Genomic DNA, 26,635 nt, shown 5'->3' on the forward strand with positions numbered 1-26,635 from the left:
GCTTAGGCTACTTTCCGCTTCGTTGCCACCATCACACCACCTAAGGCGATCAAACCCAGAACCGTAGCGGGTTCGGGAACCGCAACGGGGTCACTTTCAGCGGGTAATTGAGCCGTTAACAGGTAATTGCCGGTGTGGGAAACGCCATCAAGGGGATCAACAACACCGGATTGGGTAGCCTTGAAACCAAAACTGTAGTAGCTTTGACCGCGATAGGATACCTTCACCAATTCGCTGGCCTGCACCGGCCCGCCGATCATCGAAGCAACAACAGCTAATTCAGTGCTGTTAAGGAACGAGAACAATTGAGGCGTAGCATCGTAGTGACCGGCGAGGACGATATCTAAACCGCCGCTGCCATTGCTAGCCACAGATTGCACATTGGGATCACTGAACCGCGCAAAGCCATTGCCCGCTAAGAAGCGATCAAACAAACTAGCAGTAGTGGGGGCTTGGGCTGCGGCAGCATTGGCTGCCATTGTTGCTAAGGTAGCATTCTTGGTTTGGGCAAAGGTTTGGCTATAGGCAACACCGCTCACCGCTGCTTTAATGCCTGCATCGGTGATGCCATAGGCGGCTAAGGCCGCATTAAACCAAGTATTGGCTAGGTCATTATTGCCGTAAGCTGTTGTGGTGTTACCAGCTCCAAACCAATCCGCAGCGGTGAGGCTACTGATAATCACCTCAAAGCCATCGACGTTACCCGTTAGGGTGACGGCTTGATTAAAGTCTGCGGTATTGGGGCTGGCGGTTGTGCCGCCTAACTCCACATTGCCCAGACCATCAAGGGCGGCCTGCCAATTTTGGGCGTTATTGCCGGTGATGGCGGTTTGGTTGCCGTTAACCCCATAGGTGAGGTGTGCGCCGCTGACGCTGGCTCCGGTGAGGCTGCCGGCCCAAGCGGGGAGGCTGCCAAAGGCCCCTAAACCGATGGCGAGGGAGGAGCTTAACAGTAAATGCTGGATGGTGCGGTTCATAACAACGATTTCCCTAAGTTTCTTTCAATCCTGGCAGGCTGGCTTGAGGCCCTACCTCCTATGAAACTTGATTTTGTAGCGGATTAGGTGAAGTTTTCGTAAAGATTTGGCGGTTCAATCCCGAAGAGTTTGTGAATGCAGGAAATACCACAAATTTCGTGCCATGGTATGGGTAACAGGGGGGAGGGGCGAAAAATTTTTCGCCCCTACATTGATGTGGCCTCTATGTGGCTTCGATCGCACAGTAGGTTTTATAGCCGCCGCTGAGGTTATAGGCGGGGAAATCATGGAACCGTAAAACCCGGGTGGCATAGTAGGCCCGTTGGCCCACTTCGCAATAGACATAGAGGGGTTGATCCGAGGGGAGTGTGGCAAGGCGATCGCGCAAGGTATTCAACGGCACATTCACCGCCCCCGGCACATGGCCCTGTTCAAACTCATCGGGATCGCGCACATCAAGGAGGAAGTGCGATCGCCACAAATCATCAGACCATTGGGCTAGGGGAGCATCCCCCCGCAGATGGTTGGCGGCAATCATCCCGGCAAAATTGACCGGATCTTTCGCGGCCCCAAATTGGGGAGCATAGCAAAGTTCCGCCTCCTCTAAATCAAACACCGTTGCCCCCTGTTGCAGGGCCATGGCGATCACATCGACGCGCTTTTCTGTCCCCTCTTCCCCCACCGCCTGGACACCAAGGATTTTGCCGGTATCGGGGCTAAACAACAACTTAATATCAATGGGCTTGGCTCCGGGAAAATAGCCCACATGGTGGCCCGGATGGAGATAAACCTTGTTGTAGGCAATCCCTAACCGTTGCAAGGTTTTCTCACTGGCTCCGGTGGTGGCAATGGTGAGGTCAAAGACGCGACAAACCGCCGTCCCCTGAACGCCGCGAAACGTACTGGGGCGACCGGCGATCGCATCGGCAGCAATGCGCCCCTGACGATTGGCTGGCCCTGCTAAGGGAATTTGGATCGGTGTTTGGGTGACAAAATCCTGCACCTCCACCGCATCCCCCACCGCCCAAATTTGAGGATCATGGGTTTGCATCTGTGCATTGACCTGAATACCACCCCGCTCGCCAATGGCAAGGCCCGCATCCCGCGCTAACTGATTTTCGGGCCGTACCCCAATGGCGAGAATCACCAGATCCGCCCTGTGAATTTGCCCCGCTGCGGTCGTGACTTGCAGACCATCCCCATCACCCGCCGGATCAAACCGTTGCACCCCATCACTGAGGCATAATGCTACCCCGTGCGATCGCAACAGATCATGCACCCCCGTTACCATTTCCCGATCCAAAGGCGGCATCACTTGGGGCATCTGCTCCAATAGCGTCACGGCAATGCCCCGATGGATCAGGTTTTCCGTCATTTCTAAACCAATAAAGCCACCCCCCACCACCACCGCCGTTTTCACCTGATGATCCGTAATCCATTGGCGGATTTTGCGACTATCGGGAATTGTGCGCAGGGCAAAAATGCCGGGTAGATCAATGCCGGGGAGGGGGGGACGGATGGGGGATGCTCCTGGGGATAACACCAAGGCATCATAGGCTTCTTGGCGGATTTCCCCGGTTTTGAGATTCTCTACCTCGATGGTGTGGGCGGTGCGATCGATGGCGCGGACATTGTGCTCTAGGCAAACTTGAATATTAAACCGCTCTTGGAACAGCGTCGCATTAGCGACCAATAACTTACTTTCATCGACAATCACATCCCCCACATAGTAGGGCAGGCCACAGTTGGCAAAGGAAACATAGGGGCCGCGATCGAACATGATGATCTCAGCAGTTTCATTGAGACGGCGCGATCGCGCCGCGCAGGACGCGCCCCCCGCAACGCCGCCCACAATTAAAATACGTTTTCGGCTCATGGCAAAATCAATCCTTTGGCGTTGGGCAAACCCTGAGAATCAGGTTACGGTTAGGGAGAAACTAGCACTGTTTGATCAGAAATGTCTACGCTCATTGTTAACCAAGACACGATTTTCAAGACCAAGCCCATTCAATCGAGCAGCTTGAGTGATGGGGAAAAAGCAGCGGTTCCCCGTGGGGAATATGGCATCGCCAGCGCAGAGAAAGAGGGCAATCACTATAAAGTGACATTGGATCGGGCGATCGCCGGCCAAACAGACTGGTACGTTTTTGAGGGCCATGTCCTGATTTCCAACTCAGGTACAATTGTCCTTAAGCAGGATACCGTCTTTAAAATCAAGCCCGTGGATTCCTCCCAACTTAGCGATGGGGAAAAATTGGCCGTTTCCCAACGAGAACTGGCGGTGAAAAGCTTTACGGAAGTGGGATCTCACCTCCAAGTAGAACTGGATAACCCCATCGGCGGCCGTACAGAATGGTATCTCTTTCAAGGCCACATCGACACCTTACACATTGCCAGCTACGCCCCACCCCAGGAAGAAGTCACCCCCCCTCCTGCTCCAACCCCTCAACCCACCCCAGCCCCGAAGCCAACCCCAACCCCCAAACCCGCCCCCGCTCCGCAATTCACAGGCCGCCTCATTCGTATTGCGGGCAAAGGCCAACTCACCACCGATACACCGATCATTGCCGGGGGTAGTTTTACCTGGGGAGAAGCCACCAAAGAGGGCCAACGGCTCCCGGAAAATGCCACGATTACCAACAACATCATCCGCATGGCCCAGCGGATGCAAGAAGTTCGCACCAAGTTAGGCGATCGCTCCATCACCATCACCAGTTGGTATCGTCCCCCCGCTGTCAACCGGGCCATTGGTGGCGCAACCCGCTCCACCCATATTCAAGGCCATGGGGTGGATTTTGTTGTGGCGGGCCTTTCGCCCCGTGAGGTGCAGCGCCAGCTTGACCCCTGGTGGCCCGGCGGCTTGGGCTATGGGTCTACGTTTACCCATTTAGATAATCGCGGTTTTCGCGCCCGTTGGAACTACGGCAATTAAGGGGGATTTTTCACGGGTGTAAGGGCGGCGGGAGTATTGATCAGGGTTTCTTGATCTTGATACACCTCTAATTCAAACCAAAACGTACTCCCGACCCCCACTTCACTAATCAAATGGACGCGGCTATGGTGCTTTTCAACGATATTGCGCACAATCGAAAGCCCTAGGCCCGTCCCCTCTAAAGTGTGGACACGATTTTCCACCCGAAAGAAGCGATCAAAAATGGCTTCTTGATCCTCCGCATCGATGCCCGTGCCGGTGTCGGCTACTTCGATGCGGACTTTTTGGGTTTGATTCATCACCGGCTTGGCCTGCTCCATCGGGTAGGCAATGATCGCCACTTTCCCCCCAGCCGGTGTGAACTTGAGGGCATTGCCCACCAAATTGGCTAAAACTTGCAAAATCAGGTCATAGTGACCCAAAACCGGGGGCAGGTTGGGGTCAATATTTTGCAGGAGTTCAATGCCTTTATCCTTGGCGTTGAGTTGGTAGGTGCGCAGGGTTTGTTCAATGGGGCGGGAGATTTCTACGGCTTCCAGTTTGTAGGTGTTGCTGGATTCTAACCGGGAAAGATCGAGAACGTCGTTAACGAGGCGGGTGAGGCGATCGGTTTCGTTGTTGGCGGTTTTGAGAAATTCTTCCCGTTCGCCAGCGGTGAGTTCGTTGCCGTATTCGTAGAGGGTTTCAATAAAAGATTTGATGTTAAACAGAGGGGTGCGGAGTTCGTGGGAGACGTTGCTAATAAATTGGCTTTTGGCTTCGTTGAGTTCCACTTCCCGCGTGATATCTTGCACTGTCATGGCGATGCCTTTGATCGTTTCCCGGTGTTGATCGAGGACTTGGGTGAGGAGGACGCGGATCGTGCGCTCGGTGGGGCCGGAGAGGGTGACGCGGAATTCATCGCCATCGCGGTGTTTTTCTGAGGAGATTTCGGTATGACCTTCTAAAAAGGGCAGGGTAGGTAAGGTTTGGCTGACGTGATAGAGGGGCCGGGTGAGCTTGACTGTCACCGCTGGCGGCAAATGGTGGAGGACATTTTCCCCGATCACCTCCCGGCCTTCCCAGTTGAAAATGCGGCGGGCGGTGGGGTTGACGAGGATAATTTCTAAATCGGTATTCAGTAAAACTGCGCCGTCGGCAATGGTGGAAACGAGGGTTTCGAGCTTGGCTTTTTCCGCCGTCATTTCTTCAATATTCTGGGCCTCATAACGCTCGAGCCGTTCGGCCATTTCATTAAAACTACAGATTAATTCCCCCAGTTCTCCCCCCAAGGGCAGATCCACCCGTTGTTTAAAGTTGCCGGCGGCGATATTTTTCACCCCCACGAGCAATTCTTTAATGGGCTTGGTAATCGTCAAGGCATTAAAGACCACCCCCAACAGCACCATCGCCCAGATGGAAATGAAGACGGCGATCGTCACATCGCGGGTGAGGTTCGAGGAGGCCACCACCGTAGGATTGGGATTAATCCCCACCGCCAACACCCCTAAATATTGCTCTTCCCGGTTGAGGGGAATAAACACGTCGGTCACTTGGCCGTTGGGGGTGCTGTGTTGCCGCACCATCGGCACTTCAGCTTGGGGGGAATATTGCTCCGGCAATTGAATGCGCCGTTCAATGGTCAGGGAATTTTGAATTTCTGCTTCACTGTAGGGGATGCCAAAGAAAATTTGGCCCGCTTCGTCGGCGTAAAGGAGATAGCGCACGGAGGAGGTGCTGCTGTAGAAGCGGCTGGAAAATCGCGCCGCTTCACCGAGATTCCCTTCCGCGATTAAGGGGGCCACATTGGCGGCGAGGAGTAGCCCTAAGTCTCGGCCAAAGCGGGTGTCATTGAGGCGGGCATCCTGTTGGATTGTGTTGACTGCCCAGAAGGTGACACCACTCATAATCAGAGAGACGACCAAGGTGGCCCCAGCCATGAGCCGGGTTTGCAAGGTAAATTCTGACCACCACCGATGGATAATGGCGCGGATTTGGCTGAGGAACGCTAACAAGGCTCACCTAGGGGCAATCTATAGATGGTTTTGATTATAGGCCAAGGGGTCGGGGGGGATGGGTGGGAGGGGGCTATTCTTGCTCTAAATCTGCACTGGAGATTGCGGTTGCTTCAACTTCCTCGCTTGCTGGGGTAGGGGCTGAGGCGGGTTTGGGTTTGGGGAGGACTTGGTGGGCAATGTCGCGGCGGTAATACATCCCTTCAAATTGAATTTGGGCGATCGCCCCATAGGCTTTATCCACCGCCGCCTTAAAATCTTCCCCAAGGGCGGTAACGCCCAACACCCGCCCGCCACTGGTGAGCAGTTGTTGCTGGCGGCTTTGGGTTCCGGCGTGGAACACCGTCACCCCCATGGTTTCAGCGGCATCTACGCCGGTAATTTCATCCCCCCGGCGATATTTCCCCGGATAGCCTTCAGCTGCCGCCACCACACAAACCGCACAGCCGGGATGCCATTCAATGGGGGGCAAGGCTTCGAGCTTCTGCTCCACACAGGCGGCGAGAATTTTTTCCAACGGCGTAGCCAGGAGGGGGAGAATTACCTGAGTTTCAGGATCCCCAAACCGGCAGTTAAATTCCAAAACCTTGGGATCTCCCGATGGCGTAATCATCAACCCCGCGTATAAAACGCCGCGATAATCGATCTGTTTGGCCTGGAGGGCGTTGAGGGTGGGGGCAAGGATTTCCCGCTCAATGCGGCCCATTAACTCAGGCGTGACCAAGGGCGCAGGGGCATAAACCCCCATGCCGCCGGTATTTTCCCCCGTATCCCCTTCACCAATGCGCTTATGATCCTGGGCGGTGATCAGCGTGCGGAAGGTTTGGCCATCGGTGACGGCAAAGACGGAAACTTCAGCCCCAGTCAGGTATTCCTCGACGACAAGCGTTGTGAAGCCTTGGGCGGTGAGGTCATCGACGGCTTGGATGGCTTCGCCTTGGGTTTGGGCAACGACGACCCCTTTCCCGGCGGCTAATCCATCAGCTTTGACCACGAGGGGCGCGGCTTGGCTGGCGATGTATTCCTTGGCGGCTGTGGGTTTGGTGAAGCTTTCCCCTTTGGCGGTGGGAACCCCGGCTTTTACCATCAGGGCCTTGGCCCAGATTTTGCTGGCTTCAATGCGGGCCCCGGCTTTGGTGGGGCCAAAGACGGGGATTTTTTGCTCTTGGAGATAGTCAGCAATGCCATTGGCGAGGGGGTCTTCTGGCCCCACCACCACGAAGTTAATTCCTTGTACGCCAGCGAAGCGAGCGATCCCGGCGAAGTCGCTGACGTTCATGGCGATGTTGCGGCATTTCGGAAGGTTAGCGGTGCCACCGTTGCCGGGAATGCAAAGAATTTGTTTAACCTGTTCAGACTCGGATAGTTTGAGGGCGATCGCGTGTTCCCGACCACCACTCCCCACAATCATAATTTTCATAACCGATTCGTGCGCCCTTGTGTTGGATCTGGAGGGGTTGGCGTGGTTTTTAATCTTAATCCATATTTAGCCCTGCCCAGTGTGCCACTTTCTGAGGGATTCTTGCAAGATGCCCTGGGCAATCGCCTTGGGAGGCTGATCGCTCTCCCGGCCGCAATCAACCCTACAATGGAAAAAATCCCTAGCGACGGGCCAAACTCCCGAATCATGGCGTTGGCCGCCTTTTTATTCTCTTTAAAACCTGTTATGTCCCCTCAGCCTCGCGAGCCTTTTGTCCTCACCACACCCCTTTATTATGTCAATGCTGCCCCCCACATTGGCAGTGCCTATACGACGATGATCGCCGATGCGATCGCCCGTTTTTACCGCATCCAAGGCCGAGAGGTTATCTTCATCACCGGCACCGATGAACATGGTCAAAAAATTCAACGGGCCGCCGAGGAACAAGGCATCGATCCCCAAACCCACTGCGATCGCGTCTCTGCTCAGTTTGATTCCCTCTGGCAAGCCCTCAATATTCAATACGATCGCTTCAGCCGCACCACCGATCCCCGCCACCATGCCATCGTCCAAGAATTCTTTGCACGGGTCTGGGAAAAAGGGGATATCTACCTCTCTAAACAACAGGGTTGGTATTGTGTCGCTTGTGAAGAATTCAAAGAAGAACGGGATCTGCTCCCCGGTCAACATTGCCCGATTCACACCAACAAGGCAGTGGAGTGGCGCGATGAAGATAATTACTTTTTTCGCCTCTCTCACTATCAAGAACGCCTCGAAGCCCTCTATCGGGAGCATCCCGATTTTATTCAACCGGCCGCCCGCCGCAATGAAGTCCTCAACTTTGTGGCCCAAGGGTTACAGGATTTTTCCATTTCCCGGATTAATTTAGCTTGGGGTTTCCCTCTCCCCACCGATCCAGAACACACCCTTTATGTGTGGTTTGATGCCCTCTTGGGGTATGTCACGGCCCTCTTACCCCCCGAGGCCGAACCCACCTTAGCAAATGCCTTAAGTCAGGGATGGCCGATTAACTTACACCTGATTGGTAAAGATATTCTTCGTTTCCATGGGGTTTATTGGCCGGCGATGTTAATGGCCGCCAATATTGCCCCTCCTCTGCGGGTATTTGGTCATGGTTTCTTGACAAAAGATGGCCGCAAAATGGGGAAAAGTTTAGGCAATACAATCAACCCGATGGACTTGGTAGAGCGCTATGGAGCCGATAGCGTTCGCTATTACTTCCTTAAAGAAATTGAAGTCGGTTTAGATGGGGATTTTAATGAAACGCGCTTTGTTCATATTCTCAATGCCGACTTAGCCAATGACTTCGGCAATCTCCTCAATCGCACCTTGGGAATGCTCAAAAAGTATTGCCAGAGTCAGGTTCCTGACCTTGACCCCCAGGCTTTAATGGCGGCAAACCCCCTCGCTCAATTGGGGCGTACCTTAGGCGATCGCCTCGTTACCGCCTACGAACAGTATCAATTTGATCAAGTTTGTGAAGAAATTCTAAATTTAATTCGTGCGGGTAATCGCTTTATTGATGAACAAGCACCCTGGAGTCTCTACAAACAGGGGAAACAATCCCAAGTCGAGCAAGTCTTGTATTCTGTTCTAGAATCGGTTAGGCTATCTGCTTATCTTATTGCCCCGATTGTCCCTAACCTCAGTGGTAAGATCTATCATCAACTGGGACTGAATGTTGATTTTAATGATCCGAGTCATTTTCAGAGCCATGCTCCGTTTAGCGAGCATAGTCAGTGGGGGATCCTTCGGAGCGGACAAACGTTACCCCCCCCAAGTCCCGTGTTTGCTAAACTCGAGCTTCCACCCAATCCCAACCCAGAGTAGTGTTGGAGAGGCCATGGGTAAACCTGTTTTGCGGTAAGGCTCTCGGTGTTGTTACCCTGGAGAGGGCGATCGCCCCCTCCCCTGCCAACCCCCATAAGCCAAGCCAACCCAACCCCCTTTTCGCATTTGATTCCTTATTTTTTAAACCTTTTTTAACAAACCGAGGATAAATTCCATGATTGAAGATTATTTTGGTGAAGATCCGGTCTTCTCCCCAGAACAAGTATTAGAAAACCGGGGCCGAGTTGCCATTTTCATCGATGGTTCTAACCTGTTTTATGCCGCCCTGCAACTGGGTTTAGAAATCGACTACAGCAAACTTCTGTACCGCCTCACCGGCGGATCTCGCCTGTTGCGGGCCTTTTTCTATACCGGCGTAGACCGCACCAACGAAAAACAACAGGGCTTTTTACTGTGGATGCGTCGCAATGGCTATCGCGTCATTGCCAAGGATCTAGTGCAATTGCCCGACGGCTCCAAAAAAGCCAACTTAGACGTGGAAATTGCCGTCGATATGATGTGCCTCGTGGAATCCTATGATACGGCTGTCCTTGTGAGTGGCGATGGCGATTTAGCCTATGCCGTCGATGCAGTGAGCTATCGGGGGGCGCGGGTAGAGGTGGTCAGTCTCCGCTCCATGACCAGCGACAGCCTGATCAACGTTGCCGATCGCTATATTGACCTCGATCAAATTAAAGAAGACATCCAAAAACAACCGAAAAACAGCGCCGCTCACTCCAACAATCATCACCCCCACCCTGCTAACCATTATCCCCGCACCTTTCCGGGTATCAAGATTGTTAATGAAGAGAAAACCCTACCGGAGAAACACTAGCCTCGGCATTCATCTCCTGTTGATCTTGGCGTTGGGGGGTTGTCCTTTGCCCGTGGATCTCCCGGAGGAGACGACGACAGCAACCCCCACGAGTTATGAGCAGCGGTTAATCCTCAACAATGCCACCCTTGAAAATGCTGACGAAGCAGGCAATGTGGTGTGGAAAATCCAAGTCAAGCGGGCGGTTTATCAGGATGAAACCAAAAATGCCGTCATTGAAACCGTCACCGGCAACTTTTTGCAGGATGGGGAGGTGGTGCTGAAGCTCAGTGCCGATGGGGGCGAGATTACCAATGAAGGGCAGCAGATTGTGCTGCGGGATAATATTGTCGCCACCGATCCCCGCAATGGGGTGGTGTTGCGCTGCAATCTGCTCTATTGGTTTCCGGAGGAGGGCAGGGTGCAAGTTGAAGAGGCGGTGGATGGCAGTAATGCGGAGTTGCGGGTTGAAGCGAAAACCGCCCAATATTGGACGGCGGATCAGCGGATTGAGGCCAAAGAGGAGGTGGTGATCACGGGGATTAAGACACCGATGCAGGCTCGTAGTGAGGAAGTGGTATGGGAGATTCCCGCCCAAAAGGTGCGAAGTAAAACGAAGATTGCCATTGACCGCTACGATCCGCCACCGGCAACTCCCGTTGCGGAGGGAGTAACGCCAGAAAATTCAGAAAATTCAGAACCTTCAACTTCAGAACCTTCAGAACCTTCAACTTCAGAACCTTCAGCTTCAGAAACACCAGAAACGCCAGCCACCAAACCCGTACCCCCTGTGGTGAGCGATCGCATTATTGCCGATCAAGCCGAATTCAACTTAGAGCAGCAGATTGTTCGTCTCACCGGGAACGTCGAATCCCGCTCCATGGAGCCGCCGATGCAAATTGCCTCCAATGCGATCGTTTGGAATCTCGTCACCCGGATCGTCCGCGCTGAAAAACCCGTAACGGTAATTGATCGCGAAGCACAAATCACGATGACCGCTAATCAAGGCATCGCAGACCTAGAAGCTGAGGTGGTGCGGGTTTCCGGCGGGGCGCGGGGGATTAATGCCCGTCGCCCGGCGGATCTTTATGCCAACCAAATTGTTTGGCAAATTCGCCCCCAACAAGTGGAAGCGATGGGGGATGTGATCTATCAGCAAACCGATCCCCCCCTCCATCTCACCGGCTCCCGCGCTGTGGGAACGCTCCACAATCAGCGGATTGTCGTTTCAGGGGGGGGGAGCAGTGCCAGCCGAGTGACGACGATTATTGTGCCTTAGGCGGGTTGGTTAGCAGAGGGGCGGCGATCAATCACTTCATCGATCAGGCCGTAGGCTTTGGATTCTTCGGCGGACATGAAGAAATCGCGGTCGGTATCCTGCTCAATGCGATCTAAAGGTTGGCCGGTGTGGTTGGCGAGGTGCTGATTGAGTAATGCCTTGAGATAGAGGATTTCTTTGGCTTGGATTTCGATATCTGTGGCTTGCCCCTGCGCTCCCCCTAAGGGTTGGTGAATCATGATCCGGGAGTGGGGCAGGCTGCGGCGTTTGCCCTTGGCTCCAGCGCTGAGGAGGAAGGCTCCCATACTGGCGGCTAGGCCCACGCAGATCGTTGAGACATCGGGGCGAATCTGGTTCATGGTGTCAAAAATGCCCATGCCTGCGGATACGGAACCGCCAGGGGAATTGATGTAGAGGTAAATGTCTTTTTCGGCATCGTCGGCTTCAAGGAAGAGGAGTTGGGCGACGATCAGATTGGCCAGTTCATCGGTGACGGGTTGCCCGAGGAAGACGATCCGTTCCCGCAGGAGACGGGAATAGATGTCAAAGGCGCGATCGCCACGGCCGGAGGATTCAATAACGGTAGGGATCATCTTGTCGTTGTAATACTTTCGTTTGATTGTAGCGAGTCTGTGGGCCCCAGCGGGGGAGGGATAGCCCTAACGCTTGGTTTTGCGGCGTTCCTTAACTTTCACTGTGGTATTGACGTTGGGGTTGGCGTAGCGGCGAATGACGCTATTAAAGGTTTTCGCCACACAGGTTCCCGTGGCGGCACTGACGATGGAAACGTGAAACTCAATGGCATGGTCGGGTTTGGTGATGCGATCGCAGGCTTCGCGAATATTATTTTCAATGCGCTTGAAGAGATTGCGGGCATATTCATCCACATTAGCCAAGCTCACCCCCGGCAAACAGCCCATGGACACCATTTTCTCCAGCAGATCGATTTTATTGATAATCAGCGTCACATTGAGGAGATTTTCACTATAAACCGTGGCAAAAATCACTTCCAGCATCGCTGGCACAACATATTCCATGTGTTGTTCGACCCGTTTCCGGATCTTGTTTTCCGTATCCGTGGATAGCCATTCAATGAGTTCTTCTGTATTTAAGGGTTGATTGTTGCGCTCAATCCGGGGGGCAATATCGACAATAAAAAAGACCCCTGTCACCAACCGCTTGCCCGGATCACCGATCACTTTCACTGAAGCATTGAGGGTATTTTGGGAGGGGGATTGACCCTGATAATCGGAAATGATCACATTGCACTTGCGTTTTGTTTCCAAATCCACATAATGTTCCGACGCATAAAAGGAAAAATACTTCGTGGACTGCTCAGGGCGGACATCCCCCCCCAACCAGCTTTTAATCAATGTCGTTTTGCCACTCCCTCCGCGACCGTAGAGGTAAAAGCGGCAAGCGGGTTTTTTGAGAATCGAGTCACTCCGAAACCCATCCACCAGGTCGCTATAGAAATCCGTTGTTGATCCCACGGAAATGATCACCGTGACAGCCACCAACACAATACTGATCAAAATCGGGCCGGTGACATTGCCAATCCCATTGCTGACCAGTAGAACCGCCGCCATGGCACACAATACCAATACGACAAAAATTAATATTCTGCGTCCTGTCATGTTTTCATTCCCTGATCAAAATCTCAGTCTTGAGATAGAAGCACGCTGTCGGTGGGTCAGACCCCTTGGTCTTCCCACAGGAGAACCCGGCTTGATTGTATTCTAGAATATATGCAGAATGACCTTTTTTCCCTTCTCAACCGTGGGGTTTCCTGAGATTCTCATCGGTTTTCTGGACTGGGGGGCGATCGCCCCGATGGGGGAAGGGAGCACTGCCCACACCATAAGTAGCCCTTAAGTCCCTATTCCCCGGCCCCACCAACAACCTGAGGCTGTCAGGCTCCCAACACCATTGTCCTCAGTTCAGGACTCCGGTAAATAAATCACAAACGCTGTGCCGTGGGGTGCTTGGAATTGGTAGGTTAAGCTGCCCCCGTGCAGATCCTGGATAATTTGGCGGCTAATGGATAACCCCAGGCCGGTGCCTCGGTTAACGGGTTTGGTGGTGAAAAAGGGGTTAAAAATTTCGTTGGCAATCTCTGGGGGGATGCCGGGGCCATTATCGCAGATCGCCACTTTGATCCCTTGGGGAGTTGCTTCGGTGCGAATCACAATGATCAGATCAGCCTGGGGATTTGTCAGGGCCCAATCATCTAAGGCATCGATCGCATTACTCAATAAGTTCATCCACACCTGATTGAGGGGGCCGGCATAGACAGGACAGGGGGGCAAGGAGCCGTAATCTTTGGTGATAGCGATCGCCCCCCGTTTTGGCCCCGCCTTAATCCGGCTTTGCAGCAGCATCAACGTACTATCAAGGCCATCGTGGATATTGATGGCCTGGCGTTGACTTTCATCGGTGCGGGCAAAGTTGCGTAAACCGAGGACAATTTGCCGAATCCGGTCAGCCCCCACCTGCATCGAGGCGAGCAATTTCGGTAAATCCTCCGTTACAAACCCCAAATCCAAGTCCGCCAGTTGCTCCGCCTCTGCCCCCTGGAGGGTAACGCCGGTATTTTGATAAAGGGCGATCGCTGCCAGCAAATTTTGAAAATAGCCCTCCACATGGGTTAAATTGCCGTAAATAAAATTCACCGGGTTATTGATCTCATGGGCAATGCCCGTCACCAACTCCCCCAAGCTCGACATTTTTTCACTTTGCACCAATTGCACCTGTGCCGATTGCAACGTTTCTAAGGCAGTTTCTAGAGCTTGGGTTCGCTCCTTGACCCGCTGCTCTAGCACCTCATTTTGAGCCTCCACCTGGCGATTTAAATGATAAAGCCTAAGATGGAGTTGGATCCGCATTAATACCTCTTCTTGATGAAAAGGTTTGGTGATGTAATCCACCGCTCCCAACTCAAACCCTTTGCTTTTATTGCTCACATCCGCTAAGGCAGTCATAAAAATGATGGGAATTGCCGCCGTCTCAGGATTAGCTTTCAATTGCCGACAGACCTCAAAGCCATCCATTTCCGGCATCATCACATCAAGGAGAATCAAATCCGGCTGGGTATATTGCGCCCGTTCAATGGCAACAGCACCCGACCTCGCCGTCAGCACTTCAAAGCCAACCCCATAGAGGAAATCACTTAACAGCCCAAGATTAGCGGGGTTGTCATCAACAGCAAGAATCGTGTTCTGTTCGGGTTCTAGAAAGGTCATGAACAATGGAGGCAATAACGGGGGCGTTAAACAATCAGAATCAACTGAACGAATGAACTCATAACATCAAACTGAACAACAGCCTTGATCTGGATTACTCGACGCAGTGAGGGTTACAATTGCGGACTTCAGTTTGCTTCCTCAACCGCAGATCGTGGGAGATGGGAGCGTTGGAAGGGATAGGATGGGGATAAACGTTAAAAAACCCTAACTTTAAGCTACAGCGAAAAGGGCAAAATGCCCGCATCTTCTTGATAAATCTCAACCATTTAATCACCGCTATGCTCCTTGAGGAAATTTAAGATTTCTTGATCACGGAACCCTTTTGCCCATTGCCGTAGCATCTGGCTAAAGGGTTGCCATTGGGGATCTTCGCTTTCGAGGCGATCCAGTTGCTGGATCATGGCCCGCATATTGCCCTTCAGGGCTAAATCCTGTAACTGTCGCAACTCTTCCGGCTCTGGGATCGCCAGATCATCAGATGGGTTTAGGGATGATGCAGCATCAGCTTCTGGGGTTTGATAGATCCAGGTCAAATTGAGGTGTTTTTCGAGGAGATTGAACAGGGGCCCGGCTTGAATCGGTTTCGGTAAAAAGGCATTGCCCCCAGCGGCAAAGGCTTGGTATTGATCCTGTTCAAAGACGCTGGCGGAGGAGGCAATGATTGGGATCGTGGCAATGGGTGCTGTGGCCCGGATCCGTCGCATGACCTCAAAGCCATCGACCTTGGGCATGAGTAAATCGAGAATGATTAAATCCGGAGGATGGGCGATCGCCATCGCCAAACCCATCTCCCCATCTTCAGCAGTTTCCACCGTAAAACCCACCGGCTGCAACAGTTCTAAAAGCACATTGCGGTTAGCGGCTTGATCATCAATGACGAGAATTTGAGGATGGGCATCGCGAATGCCGATAATATTGCCCCGGTAATGAGCGCGGGAACTGCTAGCCCAATCCGCCACCACAGGTAGATTGAGATCAAAATAAAAAACACTCCCCACCCCCGGCTCACTTTGGACTTGAATTTTACTGCCCATCATCTCGACAAATTTCTGACTAATGGCCAGGCCTAACCCAGTGCCTTCCTCACTGTGGCGATAATCACTGGCCTGTTCAAAGGGTAGAAAAATTTCGGCAATTTGGGAGGGATTCATGCCAATCCCGGTATCGCGAATTTCAAAGCGCAATTGATCCGCCGTGGCAAACCCAACGCTGAACGTCACCTTGCCCTGTTCGGTAAATTTAATCGCATTACCCAACAAGTTAATCAACACTTGTCGGAGCCGTTTTTCATCTCCCTCTACCCCCGTGGGCAGTTCCGGCGCAAAATGGCAAATTAACTCAATATGTTTAATTTCGGCGCGAATTCGACACATTTCAACAATGCTATGGAGCAAGGCCGGGAGGTGAAAAGCTGCGCTGTGCAGTTCCATTTTATCGGCTTCAATTTTGGAAATATCCAAAACATCATTAATCAGGCTAAGAAGATAGGAACCACATTGAAAAATCGTGTTCACCCGTTCGCGATCTTCAGTGGTGATCGTGGGCGATCGCTGCAACACCTGAGCATAGCCCATAATGCCATTTAAAGGGGTGCGCAGTTCATGGCTCATGTTAGCTAAAAAGCGGCTTTTCGCCTTGTTGGCTCGTTCCGCCTGCTGGCTGGCAATGGCCAAGGCTGCCGTCCGTTCCTCTACCCGCTGCTCCAACTCCTGATTAGCCTGTTTAACAATTTTTTCCGAAGCAATTAGCGCGTGGTTACTCGCTTCTAACTCCGCTTGAGCGGTGAGTAGTTCCCGCTGACCCTTGTGAATTTTTTTTTCAATGCGCCCCAGAAATACATAGAAAAACCCAACCAATAGTAATGCTAAGAGATTGGAAACAAACAAGGCCTGTTGAAGAGATTCTTGCGATGGAAGAACTAAATGAGTAATGTCTTGCAGGGCAACGGTATAGCCAAGATTTTCACCTCGAATATTCTGAAAAGACATCAAAATGGCTTGATAATGGCGGCCCTGATCTTGATAGCGAATCGATTTTTGAGTTTCTGAGCCTGCGGCAATATCCAGCATTTCCAGGACTGGAGCGGGCAATCCTTCACTAGATTGATTAGTTATGACTAAATGGGGTAACTTTTCCCAATGTGGCTTCCGTCCACGCGCTTCTGTTTGGGCTTCCCAGAGTTGACGGTCGAGATATTTTTTATCCACCGCTAAAATCATACGCACATTGAGCAGTCGGCCCACATCCGCTAGAATATCTTCTAGCTCCACACCAAGCTCTAAATACCCTAATAATTCATCACGTTGAACCGGAGTCCAAGGCACGACCATCCGCAATGTGGTTTGGCCGGTCATGCCTTGTTCAATGCCTGTAATTCTTTGCCCCGTTGCTTCTGCTTGCAGGATGGTATCGCGGTTATTGCGATCGCCCCTTAGGGGAGCATGGAGGCGAAGAAACGTGATCCGATCTGGCTGGTAAAAGTAAAAATGGCTAATGTCTTGATCCCGTTTGAGTTCTTGAAAATAGGGCATCCCGTGGTTGAGCAAAGCATTCCGGTCTTGATTCACCATCCCTTGAATAAACTGGGGATCGCGGGCGATCGCCTCCAAGGCCACATCCATAATTTCGGCTTTAAATTCAATATCTTCAGCAAGAAGAGCGCTAACCCGTTGTTCGGTATTCTCTTGGGTATTGACAATGTTTTCCTGCTGTTGCCGAGTCACTACCACTGCGAGTAACCCTTCCAGGACAAGAATCGTCAGAATCAAAGGCGGTAAAATCCTGATCCGGATCCGACTGTTTTCCATTAACAATGCTGGGGAAAAGGAGAAAATTGTCGCAATGGAGGATTTGATCATGAATCATGGATGAATGAAATAATGCCATCACGGGGGAAGGTTGGGATGCGGGTCTCCTCAGGTTGGATTGCTGGTTTTTCCTTGACTCAAGCCTTTGTACAACAGACCTTCCAAAAATTGTCCTACTTGAACAAGCCAGTTCCAAAGGTTTGAGAACCACCCGATAGGGCTAGATCTCAATGGGCTAGAAGACTAAACACCAACACTTTTTTTAGCTTGTTTGAGGTTAACAGGGCATTGGCCCGGTTAGGGAAAATGCCCTTGACGCACATCCTCACCAAAGGATTGGACAGCGGCGATAATTTGTTCCCCCATATTGAGATAAACCTGCGCAAAGGGAGGGGTTTTTGCCGATAGCCCCAGTAAATCAGCAGTAACCAACACTTGGCCATCACAGTCGGGGCCAGCGCCGATGCCGATGGTGGGGATCGGGAGTTTTTCCGTAATTTTACGCGCTAAGGGTGCGGGGATATGCTCCAAGACGATGCCAAATGCACCCGCTTCAGCAATGGCGATCGCCTCTTGCAAAATCCGCTCCGCTTCATCCGCCGTTTGCCCCTGTTGGCGATAGCCCAACTGATGCACCGATTGCGGCGTGAGGCCCACATGACCGAGGACGGGAATGCCCAAGGTGGTGAGGCGGTGGATCGTTTCCACCATGGCGGGGCTACCCCCTTCGAGTTTCACCGCCTGCACGGGGGTTTCTTTGAGAACGCGACCGGCGGCGGCGATCGCCTCCGGAATACTAATCTGATAACTCAAAAAGGGCAGATCACACACCACTAAAGCCTGCTCCACGCCTCGGCACACCGCCGCAGCATGGTGGATCATCACATCCAAATCCACCGGCAGGGTATTGCGATGACCCAAAGCCACCATAGCCAGAGAGTCTCCCACCAGAATCAAATCCACCCCCGCTTGATCCAGCAGGCGGGCGATCGCATAGTCCCAAGCGGTGAGGCTGACAATGGGGCGATGTTGCTGTTTCCAGCGACTCAACTGCGAGGGGGTGATGGGCATAGTCGGTTAAAGTAGGGGAAGATGGAATGCCACAAACCCCTGTGATATGGTGAACAGGGTATTTCAATCTTTTCAAAAGTATAGCCCGATGCCACAGCCCCAAGACCGCCAAGCCTCCATCCTCACCGGCCTGATCGGGGCCCTGGTGTACGGATTGCTCAATGTTCTGCTCCTGCTGCTCTGGGGTAAACTGTCTCTACCCTCGCTACCCGGTCATGATCTAACGTTGCTGACGGGGGGAATCGCCCTCGGAACGGGTTTTCTCTTTGGAGTCGCCTATCGCTACACCGTGCGGGGCGATCTCAATCCCCACCTGTGGCAGGGGGTAGTGTGGGCCTTTAGCGGCGTGCGCACCGGGGCCGTTTGGCAGGCCCATCCCCATTGGGGTTGGCCCGAAATCCTCACCTTGGGACTCGAAAGTGTGGTTTGTTTTGGGGGGGCAGCGATTGTTTTAATTATGTTCATGGTCGGGCGCGATCAAGCCGCGATGATCTCCATGGCTCCCCTCCCTGAGTTCAACACAGGGTTAAATGGAGGGTTAAATGGGCCGTTACACGCAGGTGTGGAAGAGGGAGAGGAGCCGATCAAAAATGGGGTCTCCGGCGCGGGTAGCCAGGATCGCTTCCGCCAACTGAAAGAAGGGTAAATCGGTGCGTTGATCACTTTCAATGATTTTGCTGGCGGGGTAGAAGGCCACATCATCGGTGCGCAGTTCGTTGGTGGTTCCCGTTTGCCAGCGATCGCCTTGACAATACCAGGAGAGCGATCGCCCCCGCAGCGTCATCTGAAACCATTCAATGTGGCCGTCACTCAATTCCACAAATAAATCAAAATAGGGTTCCCCCCCCTGATACCAGATGCGTTCTACCCCGCTGCCCCCCTCCCGGTTTAAGAGGGTTTGGTCAATTTGCCGCAGGGATTGACCCAGTGCAGTGATTTCGGCCTGCTCCATCAAAAAAATACTCGTGCTAACACTGAATTTTATTCTAAACGGATTATCTGGCCAGATCTGGCCCCTAAGGATAGAATCCTCACCCCTTTAGTTCGCCCCCTTGCTTAATGGCTCCAAGATTGAGGATGTTGCGGGGGAGGCATGATCCGCTCTCCATCAATCAATTCCACATGGCCCTTAAACGCAAACCATTGCAAAGCGTTGGGATGGCTGGGGAAGGGAGAACGGCTAAACACCAATTGAATATGGGCATTTTCCGCCGGGTTGTAGGTGGCGATCGCAAATTCTTGCCCCTGATAAACAGGAACCTTTGCATCCGTAGGCAAGACCGAGGATTCTTGGACAGAGAGCTTAAACACCGTATTGGCAAGGACACGCAATTGAGCAGGCATAGCAGCGGCAGCAGAGGAAAACTTCTCTGTTGTACAGGATTTTGGCCCCTTTGATCCCTCAGATTATCGCGCTAATTGGCCATAGGCTTGGCGTATTTGGGCGGCGATCGCCCCCCAACTGTATTGCGATCGCACCAAATTCAAGGCATTATTTCCCCGCCGTTGGCGTTCAGTCGGATCTTGTAAAGCGATCAATAAGGTTTCCGTCAGTGCCTCCACCTCCGGCGGCATCACCCAACCCGCCTCGGCTTGGGCCACCGCCGGCCACAAATCCACCCCATCGGAAATCACCACCGGCAGCCCCGCCGCCATCGCTTCCGCTACCGCAATGCCAAAATTTTCATAATAGGAGGGCAAGACAAACAAATCCGCATCCCGCAGCAGCGCCCACTTATCCGCCCCCGCCACAAACCCGGCGATCGTCGTGCAATCCGCCAACACCGATCCGGAAATCTGCGCCGCTAACTCCCCCTCATAGCCTGGATCTTGGCTATTGGAACCCGCCAGGACAAAATGGATGGGTAGGCCAGCGGCGATCGCCCCCTCTAACGCCTTCAGTAACAACTCAATCCCCTTTTTGCGATCCAAACGGGACATATAGAGCACAAGCAAGGCATCAGCCCCAATCCCCCACCGCTCACGGGCCCGACCCCGCTCCGGCAAATCCGGCAGATCCACCCCCAAAGGAATCACCAGATCCCGCGTTTTCACCCCATAGCGATAGGCCGTTGCTGCCTCCGTCGTACTGGTGAAATGCACCGCCGCCGCCCCTGCCAAATTGGGGCGCTCCAACCACCGGCCATAGAGGGCCTTCATCCGTCGTTTTTTGCGCAAATCCTGCGGATCTAACGTTCCCAAGGGTCGCAAAATATAGGGTAAACCTCGCCAGCGGGCAATGGTGGCCGCCGCCGTACTGACCGGCGAAAACAACGCATGGATATGGGCCAGATCATATTCATGGCTATGGCGAGCCAACCACCCCAACAGCGGCGCAGAAAATTTATAGCGGCGCAAAGGCGAACAGGGAAAATACCGCACCCCATAACCTGCTTCTGAAACCAAACAGTTGAAAGGAACCGCTAAGGGAGCCTGCCCCACATCCCCATTGGCATCGGTGGTGAGAATTTCCACCTTCACCCCCTGGGCAGCCAAAGCCGCCGATAACCCCCGCACCATCTGACTCGGGCCACCATAGACGGGGGAAATAGCGGGAATAATGTGAAGAATTTTCATTCCCCAGATTGATCAGTTTCAGTTTCCTCCCCTTCGGGATCTTCGGGGGGGGTAAAGTTGGGATCAATAATCTCATCGGGGAAGAGGCGATTCCAATCCTCCACAAAGCTACCGCCCCGCACTGAATTAATCCGTAGCCACTCTTTATCTTCGAGCATTTCGTAGGAGAGGGGATCGGATGTGGTCAGGCCCAGTTGGCCACGGGAGCGTAAGACCTCCGGCGGGGTGGCATCAATGAGGGCTTGAATCGCTTCAATGCGACGGGGAACGGAAGGGTGGGTAGCGCTGTCGCGCATCGTTCCCGGCAGCCGGGAGAGCATTTCTAAACCCCGGACGCAACCGGAGGGATCAAACCCAGCAGTAACGGAGTATTGATAGCCAATCATATCGGCTTCTTGTTCATGTTCACGGGCGAGGCTGGCCATCCGTTCTTGGAATTCGCGACTGTTAGCATTGCGGGTTTCTTCTTGCCAATCGGCGACGCGGGAGGTGCGGATGGCAATATGGCGCTCGGTGTGGTGGGCCATTTCATGGCCCACCACGCAGGCGAGGGCGGAAATATCCCCGGCCATTTGATCCAAAAGGCCAAAATGGACGATCACTAAATTTACTTCGGTGGCGTAGGCGTTGATCAACGTGTCATCGGCAACCACGACCCGCCAGGGATGATTGGTCAGGCCATTAGCCCGGGCAATCCGTTCAACAATCCGATAAAGCATATAAAGATTGGGGGACAAATCTTCGCGGGCTTTGTCGTAAATGGAGCTTTCTTCTAGGGTGGGGGGGGTGGTGAAGGTGGAGCGGTTCTGGGCGAGGGCTTCAGAACTCAAGCGAGGGGCAATTCCCCCTGTCAGTGTGACGGTACAGATTGCAGTCAACAGGGCGGTGGCGGTGGCTTTGACGGGGTTTAACATTGCGTGACGGGGTTAAAGGGGGTAAATTACCGAGGGAGAACCTAAGGGCTTATCTTAAAATCTCCAACAGCAGCAAGGGGATTTTCTTCTAGGTTAACAAGGAAATTTGTCAGGTTTGCCCCAACATTCCAATCCCTTAACCGTCCAATTCTGATTCAGAACCCAAGGTTTCCACCACCAAGTTTATTTGTTGTTGCCCCGCTGCGAGAAAGGTTTCACAATCCCGCAACTGCGTTGTGGCCACCTCAAACTGACTAAATACCTGTTCTAGGGGAAGATTGCCGGTTTCTAACTGTTGAATAATCGCCTCCACTTGGGCGATCGCCGTTTCATAGTTCCACTCTGCCATCGTTGATTAGTGGGAAAATTATAGTTTCTCTCTTAATATGGCAAACCCAGGAGGATAAAACCACCCCAATAGTAAGGATGCTCATAGGGACAAAAAGCTTCCCCTTGGCGTTGAGCCTTTTCTTGGGTTAAATCACGGGCGAGCTTGAGTTGTTCTAAGCAACGGGGGGAGGCATTCTGAAGATGGGTGAGGAGTTGGTTGTAATGGTCTAGCAGTTGCCCATAGGTGAGGGTTTTGAGCCAATGTTGGGCGGTGTGGAGGGCGATCGCTGGCGGGGCAGATTGCTTCAACGCCTCATAAAAACGCCCCATCAACAGCATCGTTGACCCATCGGTTCCCGGCCATAGGCTCACCAGTACATCTGTTGTACCCCGCTCTAAGAAAAATGTCGGCAGTGCCAAGCCTTCCAACTCCAGGGCAAAATCCGGCGGAAAATGGCAGCTATGGCCCGATAAACACACCAACGTCGGCATCGGACTCTCCAAGCCCTGCAAATCTTGCAGCGATAGCACCGTCTGATCCCCAAGGCGCAGGCCGCTCTGCCTCCCTAATGTGCCATCCCAAAAGCTATCCCCGGCAAAATGGAAGATTTGAATGGGTTGTTCGAGGGCCGCTAAAACCTGCGGGAGCGTGGCGGTTTCCGATTCAAGATGACGACTGACAAAATATTGCTGCACCACCGCCAATTCTAAATCCACCGCTCCCCAATCCGTCCCCATGCCCGCCACCGTCAACAGGGGCATATCTTGCCCCCCTGGGGAGCGGCGGGCAGACTCCACGCCCTTAATGCCCAATTGGACGGAGGGTAAATAGGTGATCTGATAGGGGGGATGGTCAAACTGGGGATGATTGAGGACGAGATGGAGGGGCAGGAGGTGTAATTCCTGATGGGGGAGCAGAATTAACTGTGTTACCTCCGGTGGTAAGGCCATCAGGATCCGGGGAATATCTAACCCCGTTGCCAACTCTGCCAGTTGGGGCCAGAGATCATTGAACCATTGTTGATTTTCCGCCGGGTTGCCGCTGCGCTGACGATGGGTTTCCCATTGCTTTGACCACCGCTCCCACCACTGTTGAAACTCAATCCGCTGGTCATAGTTGCCGGAAATGATGATGACAGGTTGATCCTTGAGGAGGATAAATGTGCTAATGCTGGCGGGGCTAACCTGCCAGTGAATCATTGCGGTTTGGGGATTGAGCAGCCGGTTCATTTCCACCACATTGGGGGAAGCAATGCCTTGGCCCGTCCAATGGGGGTTGAGTTGACTTGCAATTAACAGATTTTTCCGTTCTTCGGAGAGTTCAAGGGCCTGGATCCGCTGTTTCGGGTCGAGGGCTTGGGAGAGTTGCTCGACTTTAAGCTGATAGAGGCCGCGAAATTGATGGAGGAGATGGCGTTTTTGGGTAAGGTTGGGACTGTTGAGTTGGAGTTGATTGAGGATGAGTAGGGCAATGTTGAGGTTATTTTTGGTGTTTAAAATGCTGCCGGTGCGTTGATAGCTGACGATTAGATCCGTCATCACCTGGAGATAGGTGGTTTCTAGACCCGGTTGGTCTTGGAGCCAGTCTAGGCTGCGCTTGAAGGCGGCGATCGCCCGCTCCAGCAAGGGCCGGGCCTGCTTGGGTTGGCTTTGGGCCACCTCAGCAAAGGCTAAACCGCTGTAATGGGCGAGGGTTCCCAGGGCTAAGGCCCGCTCCCGTTGGGTTTGTTGGAGTTGGTTTAGGCCCGTTTCCCAATTTTGCAGGGCCGCCGTCGCGCCGAGGTTGGGGGCGGCATACATTGTCCAACCGCGATTGGCCCAGGCGGGCCAAAAATCCGGCTCTAGTTCTAGGGCGGTTTGGAAAGCGGTGAGGGCGGCTTCGTATTGTCCCAAGGCGGTGAGGGCCACACCCTGGCCATTGTGGGCGAGGACATAGCCGGGCTTGAGGGCGAGGGCTTCTTTATAATTGGCGATCGCCTTGCCCCCATCCCCCAGTTCTAGATAACTATTGCCGCGATTGTAGTAGGCGGCGTAAAAGTTGGGATGGAGGAGAATGGCCTGGGTAAAGTCTTCAATGGCGCTCCGATGTCGCCCTAGGCTCTGCCAGGCTAAGGCGCGATTGTGATAGGCATCATGGCAATTGGGATCCTGGTTGAGGGCGGTGGTGAAGTCAGCGATCGCCCCTTCGGAATCCCCTAGCGCATGGTGTACCATCCCCCGGCCATGGTAGCCTTCGGCTAAATCCGGCTGGAGGGCAATGGTTTGGTTAAAATCCGCCAGCGCTTGGGGGTATGCGCCCTGATGGAGATGGGCAAAACCACGACTGAGATAGCTGTAATACTGAAGATCAGGATCTTGGTCAATCACCGCTGTAAAGTCGGCGATCGCTGCCTCCAATTCCTCCAGTTCCAGATAGACATGACCGCGATTGAAATACCCCACCATAAAATCCGGCTGGGTCACGGTGACTTGATCAAAACACCCCAAGGCCTCTGGCCATTGTCGAAGGGCATAATGCACCACACCGCAAGCATTTTGAGCTTCGCTAAAGTCGGGCTGATACTCCAAGGCAGTACGCCAGAGGGATAATGCCCCCTCCAATTCCCCCAATTTGTAGAGGTTGACCCCGTAATCAAACAGTTCTTGGGGATTTTCCGATTCTAGGGTTTGGGCCAAGGGGGTGGGGGAGGGTTGGCTTTGGGAGGAGCGATCGCCCATGGCCAAGAGCCGCCGCCCTAAACTGGCGGACAATTCCCCCAATTCCCCACAGCCTAAATTGCCTAGGCGCACCATCTGCTCTGCGAAATTGCGGTTCAAGTTCTGGGGAGACTGGCGCAGCAAATTTTTACCGTAGCGTTGCAACCAAGCCACAAACCAAGGGTCGTGTTGGCGAATCCCTAAATGATCGAGGAGTTGCGATCGCTGCCATCCACAGGCTACCCCTTCAGTTAATTGCAAAAAGAGCGTCTCGTAACCTTCATTGGTGAGGGGGGGGATTTCAGTAGGATGTGGGATGGGTGATTCAGAACTCAGCAATGCGCTGAACAGATCCCTCAACCATTGCAGCAGGAATGGCAACATGAGCAAGGCAATAAATAGGCTTGGGTACGACTAATCCATGAAAGCAGGGGGGCAAGCTGAAGTCCATTATCCAATAGATTGGAATGTTTCCTGGCGCAGCCGGGGGATGATTTCCCCCCAAGGGTGCGCTCAATATTGATGTTTTCCACATTCTCCGAGGCTTTTCCACAGGTTTTGCCCCAGTTTCCCACAGGATTAACCCCCAGTCTCCTCTGGATCTAACCCATTCTTAACCTGTTCAATCTCAAATGTAATCTGATCGGATTCATAGGCCGGGGGTTCGATGTGAATGAGCACCCGCAGTGGACTAAAGCGATCGGCTAAAGCCGCTTCCACCGCTTCGGTAATGGTGTGGGCTGTTTCCACATCCGCCGCCGTCACGATCATATGCATTTCAATAAACACCATCCGCCCCAGTAAGCCCCGTGAGGCAATGTCATGGCAATTGACCACCCCCGGCACGGTCATCACGACTTTATAAATCGCCTCTGGAGCAATGGCCATCTCATCCACCAGCCAGGGCAAATTATCCCGCAACACTTCCCAGCCGCTCCGAAACACCAACAACGCCACCGGAAACGCCAACAGCACATCTAACCAGAGCAATTGCGGCAGATTCCACACCTGGCTTTGCCACAGGCCAATCATCCCCACCAACACGGTAATTGTCACCCAAACATCACTGAGGGTGTGTTTTGCATCGGCAATCAGCAGACTACTACCCAAGCGCACCCCAATGCGGCGTTCATAAACTGCCACAAAAATATTAATCCCCAGGACAAGCAACAGCAGCCACAATTCTGGCCCTGAAACCGTCACGGGCGTATTTTTCTCCCACAATCGCCCCACCGCTGTGCTGAAAATTTCAAAACAGGTAATGCCTAAAAAAACGGCAATCCCCAAGGCTCCCAAGGCTTCAAACTTTTGATGACCGTAGGGATGTTCGCGATCAGGGTGGGGAGAAGACCAACGGTTGGCCACCAGTCCTAAGACGTTGTTGGCGCTGTCGGTGACGCTGTGAAGGGCATCGGCTTGCAGGCTGAGAGAACCTGTCCACAATCCCAGGGCGGCCTTGATGGCCATCACCATGAGGTTGAGGCCAAGGGTGACGACTAAGACAAATTGAACTTGATTGCGGATTGAGCGTGCCATTCCCCATCCTGGATGTTGAGCCGTTGAGGGCAGTTTACCACGGCAATTTCGGAGTGAGCGGGGAAGGGGGCGATCGCCCCGATGGGGGGAGGGGGCATTTTGCGCCTTCGCCCAATTTATGGTCTAATTGCTTTGATTCAGTGGGGATTTTCCCGATGACGCTGGGGCTTTTTTTTCTTTAGTGGCTTAAC

21 protein-coding genes are annotated in these 26,635 nt (G+C 53.0%); 5 read left to right on the plus strand and 16 right to left on the minus strand.

What is annotated here, in order from left to right; genetic code table 11:
- Nucleotides 1-2: 2 nt before the first annotated feature.
- Nucleotides 3-977 carry an NF038130 family PEP-CTERM protein gene (locus VB712_RS01515; protein WP_323251412.1) on the minus strand — a complete coding sequence of 325 codons (975 nt, stop codon included), beginning with the start codon at nucleotides 975-977 and terminating at the stop codon, nucleotides 3-5.
- A 223-nt stretch (nucleotides 978-1,200) separates the two neighbouring features.
- Entirely contained in the window at nucleotides 1,201-2,853 is a 1,653-nt protein-coding gene (locus VB712_RS01520) for an FAD-dependent oxidoreductase (RefSeq protein WP_323251414.1), read from the minus strand.
- Nucleotides 2,854-2,934: 81 nt separating this feature from the next.
- Here VB712_RS01520 and VB712_RS01525 point away from each other — a divergent pair, with 81 nt between their 5' ends.
- Nucleotides 2,935-3,909, plus strand: coding sequence for a D-Ala-D-Ala carboxypeptidase family metallohydrolase (locus VB712_RS01525; protein ID WP_323251416.1), 975 nt, complete (start codon nucleotides 2,935-2,937; stop codon nucleotides 3,907-3,909).
- Here VB712_RS01525 and nblS read toward each other — a convergent pair.
- A complete protein-coding gene (gene nblS / locus VB712_RS01530; RefSeq protein ID WP_323251418.1) occupies nucleotides 3,906-5,903 on the minus strand; it encodes a two-component system sensor histidine kinase NblS in 1,998 nt (665 codons plus the stop codon). The two genes, VB712_RS01525 and nblS, sit on opposite strands and share 4 nt — an antisense overlap.
- 73 nt (nucleotides 5,904-5,976) lie before the next feature.
- Nucleotides 5,977-7,323, minus strand: coding sequence for a phosphoribosylamine--glycine ligase (gene purD, locus VB712_RS01535; protein ID WP_323251419.1), 1,347 nt, complete (start codon nucleotides 7,321-7,323; stop codon nucleotides 5,977-5,979).
- A gap of 246 nt (nucleotides 7,324-7,569) precedes the next feature.
- On the opposite strand from purD, the gene metG reads away from it, so the two are divergent.
- The 3 genes from metG (at nucleotide 7,570) to lptC (ending at nucleotide 11,267) form a co-directional block, all read left to right on the plus strand.
- Nucleotides 7,570-9,174, plus strand: coding sequence for a methionine--tRNA ligase (gene metG / locus VB712_RS01540; protein WP_323251421.1), 1,605 nt, complete (start codon nucleotides 7,570-7,572; stop codon nucleotides 9,172-9,174).
- A gap of 175 nt (nucleotides 9,175-9,349) precedes the next feature.
- Nucleotides 9,350-10,009, plus strand: a complete 660-nt coding sequence (locus VB712_RS01545; protein WP_323251423.1) for an NYN domain-containing protein — start codon at nucleotides 9,350-9,352, stop codon at nucleotides 10,007-10,009.
- Nucleotides 9,978-11,267: an LPS export ABC transporter periplasmic protein LptC gene (lptC, locus tag VB712_RS01550; RefSeq protein ID WP_323251425.1), complete on the plus strand. Its 1,290-nt coding sequence runs from the start codon at nucleotides 9,978-9,980 to the stop codon at nucleotides 11,265-11,267. The genes VB712_RS01545 and lptC overlap by 32 nt, the downstream gene beginning before the upstream one ends.
- Here lptC and clpP read toward each other — a convergent pair.
- The 5 genes from clpP to panB form a co-directional block, all read right to left on the minus strand.
- Nucleotides 11,264-11,860, minus strand: coding sequence for an ATP-dependent Clp endopeptidase proteolytic subunit ClpP (gene clpP, locus VB712_RS01555; RefSeq protein WP_323251427.1), 597 nt, complete (start codon nucleotides 11,858-11,860; stop codon nucleotides 11,264-11,266). The two genes, lptC and clpP, sit on opposite strands and share 4 nt — an antisense overlap.
- A 66-nt stretch (nucleotides 11,861-11,926) precedes the next feature.
- Nucleotides 11,927-12,904: a hypothetical protein gene (locus VB712_RS01560; protein ID WP_323251429.1), complete on the minus strand. Its 978-nt coding sequence runs from the start codon at nucleotides 12,902-12,904 to the stop codon at nucleotides 11,927-11,929.
- A 303-nt stretch (nucleotides 12,905-13,207) separates the two neighbouring features.
- Nucleotides 13,208-14,509 (minus strand): response regulator, encoded by a 1,302-nt coding sequence (locus tag VB712_RS01565; protein WP_323251431.1) that lies wholly within the window; start codon nucleotides 14,507-14,509, stop codon nucleotides 13,208-13,210.
- A 269-nt stretch (nucleotides 14,510-14,778) separates the two neighbouring features.
- The gene (locus VB712_RS01570; protein ID WP_323251433.1) at nucleotides 14,779-17,370 is read right to left on the minus strand and encodes an ATP-binding protein; all 2,592 of its coding nucleotides are present in this window, start codon (nucleotides 17,368-17,370) and stop codon (nucleotides 14,779-14,781) included.
- A 246-nt stretch (nucleotides 17,371-17,616) separates the two neighbouring features.
- Nucleotides 17,617-18,390, minus strand: coding sequence for a 3-methyl-2-oxobutanoate hydroxymethyltransferase (gene panB / locus VB712_RS01575; protein ID WP_323251435.1), 774 nt, complete (start codon nucleotides 18,388-18,390; stop codon nucleotides 17,617-17,619).
- 88 nt (nucleotides 18,391-18,478) lie between these two features.
- Here panB and VB712_RS01580 point away from each other — a divergent pair, with 88 nt between their 5' ends.
- Nucleotides 18,479-19,036 carry a hypothetical protein gene (locus VB712_RS01580; protein WP_323251437.1) on the plus strand — a complete coding sequence of 186 codons (558 nt, stop codon included), beginning with the start codon at nucleotides 18,479-18,481 and terminating at the stop codon, nucleotides 19,034-19,036.
- Here VB712_RS01580 and VB712_RS01585 read toward each other — a convergent pair.
- The 7 genes from VB712_RS01585 to VB712_RS01615 form a co-directional block, all read right to left on the minus strand.
- Nucleotides 18,941-19,342, minus strand: coding sequence for a hypothetical protein (locus VB712_RS01585; protein WP_323251439.1), 402 nt, complete (start codon nucleotides 19,340-19,342; stop codon nucleotides 18,941-18,943). The two genes, VB712_RS01580 and VB712_RS01585, sit on opposite strands and share 96 nt — an antisense overlap.
- A gap of 104 nt (nucleotides 19,343-19,446) precedes the next feature.
- A complete protein-coding gene (locus tag VB712_RS01590; protein ID WP_323251441.1) occupies nucleotides 19,447-19,734 on the minus strand; it encodes a hypothetical protein in 288 nt (95 codons plus the stop codon).
- Between the two features lie 63 nt (nucleotides 19,735-19,797).
- On the minus strand, nucleotides 19,798-20,967 hold the full coding sequence (gene hpsP / locus VB712_RS01595) for a hormogonium polysaccharide biosynthesis glycosyltransferase HpsP (RefSeq protein WP_323251443.1): 1,170 nt from the start codon (nucleotides 20,965-20,967) through the stop codon (nucleotides 19,798-19,800).
- On the minus strand, nucleotides 20,964-21,881 hold the full coding sequence (locus tag VB712_RS01600; protein WP_323251445.1) for a M48 family metallopeptidase: 918 nt from the start codon (nucleotides 21,879-21,881) through the stop codon (nucleotides 20,964-20,966). The genes hpsP and VB712_RS01600 overlap by 4 nt, the downstream gene beginning before the upstream one ends.
- A 136-nt stretch (nucleotides 21,882-22,017) precedes the next feature.
- Nucleotides 22,018-22,230, minus strand: a complete 213-nt coding sequence (gene xseB, locus VB712_RS01605; RefSeq protein ID WP_323251447.1) for an exodeoxyribonuclease VII small subunit — start codon at nucleotides 22,228-22,230, stop codon at nucleotides 22,018-22,020.
- 32 nt (nucleotides 22,231-22,262) lie between these two features.
- Nucleotides 22,263-25,169, minus strand: a complete 2,907-nt coding sequence (locus tag VB712_RS01610; RefSeq protein ID WP_323251449.1) for a CHAT domain-containing tetratricopeptide repeat protein — start codon at nucleotides 25,167-25,169, stop codon at nucleotides 22,263-22,265.
- A 318-nt stretch (nucleotides 25,170-25,487) separates the two neighbouring features.
- Nucleotides 25,488-26,444 carry a cation diffusion facilitator family transporter gene (locus tag VB712_RS01615; RefSeq protein ID WP_323251451.1) on the minus strand — a complete coding sequence of 319 codons (957 nt, stop codon included), beginning with the start codon at nucleotides 26,442-26,444 and terminating at the stop codon, nucleotides 25,488-25,490.
- Between the last annotated feature and the right edge of the window lie 191 nt (nucleotides 26,445-26,635).

It is taken from the genome of Spirulina sp. CCNP1310, from assembly GCF_034932185.1.
GTDB lineage: Bacteria > Cyanobacteriota > Cyanobacteriia > Cyanobacteriales > Spirulinaceae > Spirulina.

Coding starts and splice junctions, on each gene's coding strand:
- VB712_RS01515 (WP_323251412.1), bottom strand. CDS start 977: ATGAACCGCACCATCCAGCATTTACTGTTAAGCTCCTCCCTCGCCATC.
- VB712_RS01520 (WP_323251414.1), bottom strand. CDS start 2,853: ATGAGCCGAAAACGTATTTTAATTGTGGGCGGCGTTGCGGGGGGCGCG.
- VB712_RS01525 (WP_323251416.1), top strand. CDS start 2,935: ATGTCTACGCTCATTGTTAACCAAGACACGATTTTCAAGACCAAGCCC.
- purD (WP_323251419.1), bottom strand. CDS start 7,323: ATGAAAATTATGATTGTGGGGAGTGGTGGTCGGGAACACGCGATCGCC.
- metG (WP_323251421.1), top strand. CDS start 7,570: ATGTCCCCTCAGCCTCGCGAGCCTTTTGTCCTCACCACACCCCTTTAT.
- VB712_RS01545 (WP_323251423.1), top strand. CDS start 9,350: ATGATTGAAGATTATTTTGGTGAAGATCCGGTCTTCTCCCCAGAACAA.
- lptC (WP_323251425.1), top strand. CDS start 9,978: ATGAAGAGAAAACCCTACCGGAGAAACACTAGCCTCGGCATTCATCTC.
- clpP (WP_323251427.1), bottom strand. CDS start 11,860: ATGATCCCTACCGTTATTGAATCCTCCGGCCGTGGCGATCGCGCCTTT.
- VB712_RS01560 (WP_323251429.1), bottom strand. CDS start 12,904: ATGACAGGACGCAGAATATTAATTTTTGTCGTATTGGTATTGTGTGCC.
- VB712_RS01565 (WP_323251431.1), bottom strand. CDS start 14,509: ATGACCTTTCTAGAACCCGAACAGAACACGATTCTTGCTGTTGATGAC.
- VB712_RS01570 (WP_323251433.1), bottom strand. CDS start 17,370: ATGATCAAATCCTCCATTGCGACAATTTTCTCCTTTTCCCCAGCATTG.
- panB (WP_323251435.1), bottom strand. CDS start 18,390: ATGCCCATCACCCCCTCGCAGTTGAGTCGCTGGAAACAGCAACATCGC.
- VB712_RS01580 (WP_323251437.1), top strand. CDS start 18,479: ATGCCACAGCCCCAAGACCGCCAAGCCTCCATCCTCACCGGCCTGATC.
- VB712_RS01585 (WP_323251439.1), bottom strand. CDS start 19,342: ATGGAGCAGGCCGAAATCACTGCACTGGGTCAATCCCTGCGGCAAATT.
- VB712_RS01590 (WP_323251441.1), bottom strand. CDS start 19,734: ATGCCTGCTCAATTGCGTGTCCTTGCCAATACGGTGTTTAAGCTCTCT.
- hpsP (WP_323251443.1), bottom strand. CDS start 20,967: ATGAAAATTCTTCACATTATTCCCGCTATTTCCCCCGTCTATGGTGGC.
- VB712_RS01600 (WP_323251445.1), bottom strand. CDS start 21,881: ATGTTAAACCCCGTCAAAGCCACCGCCACCGCCCTGTTGACTGCAATC.
- xseB (WP_323251447.1), bottom strand. CDS start 22,230: ATGGCAGAGTGGAACTATGAAACGGCGATCGCCCAAGTGGAGGCGATT.
- VB712_RS01615 (WP_323251451.1), bottom strand. CDS start 26,444: ATGGCACGCTCAATCCGCAATCAAGTTCAATTTGTCTTAGTCGTCACC.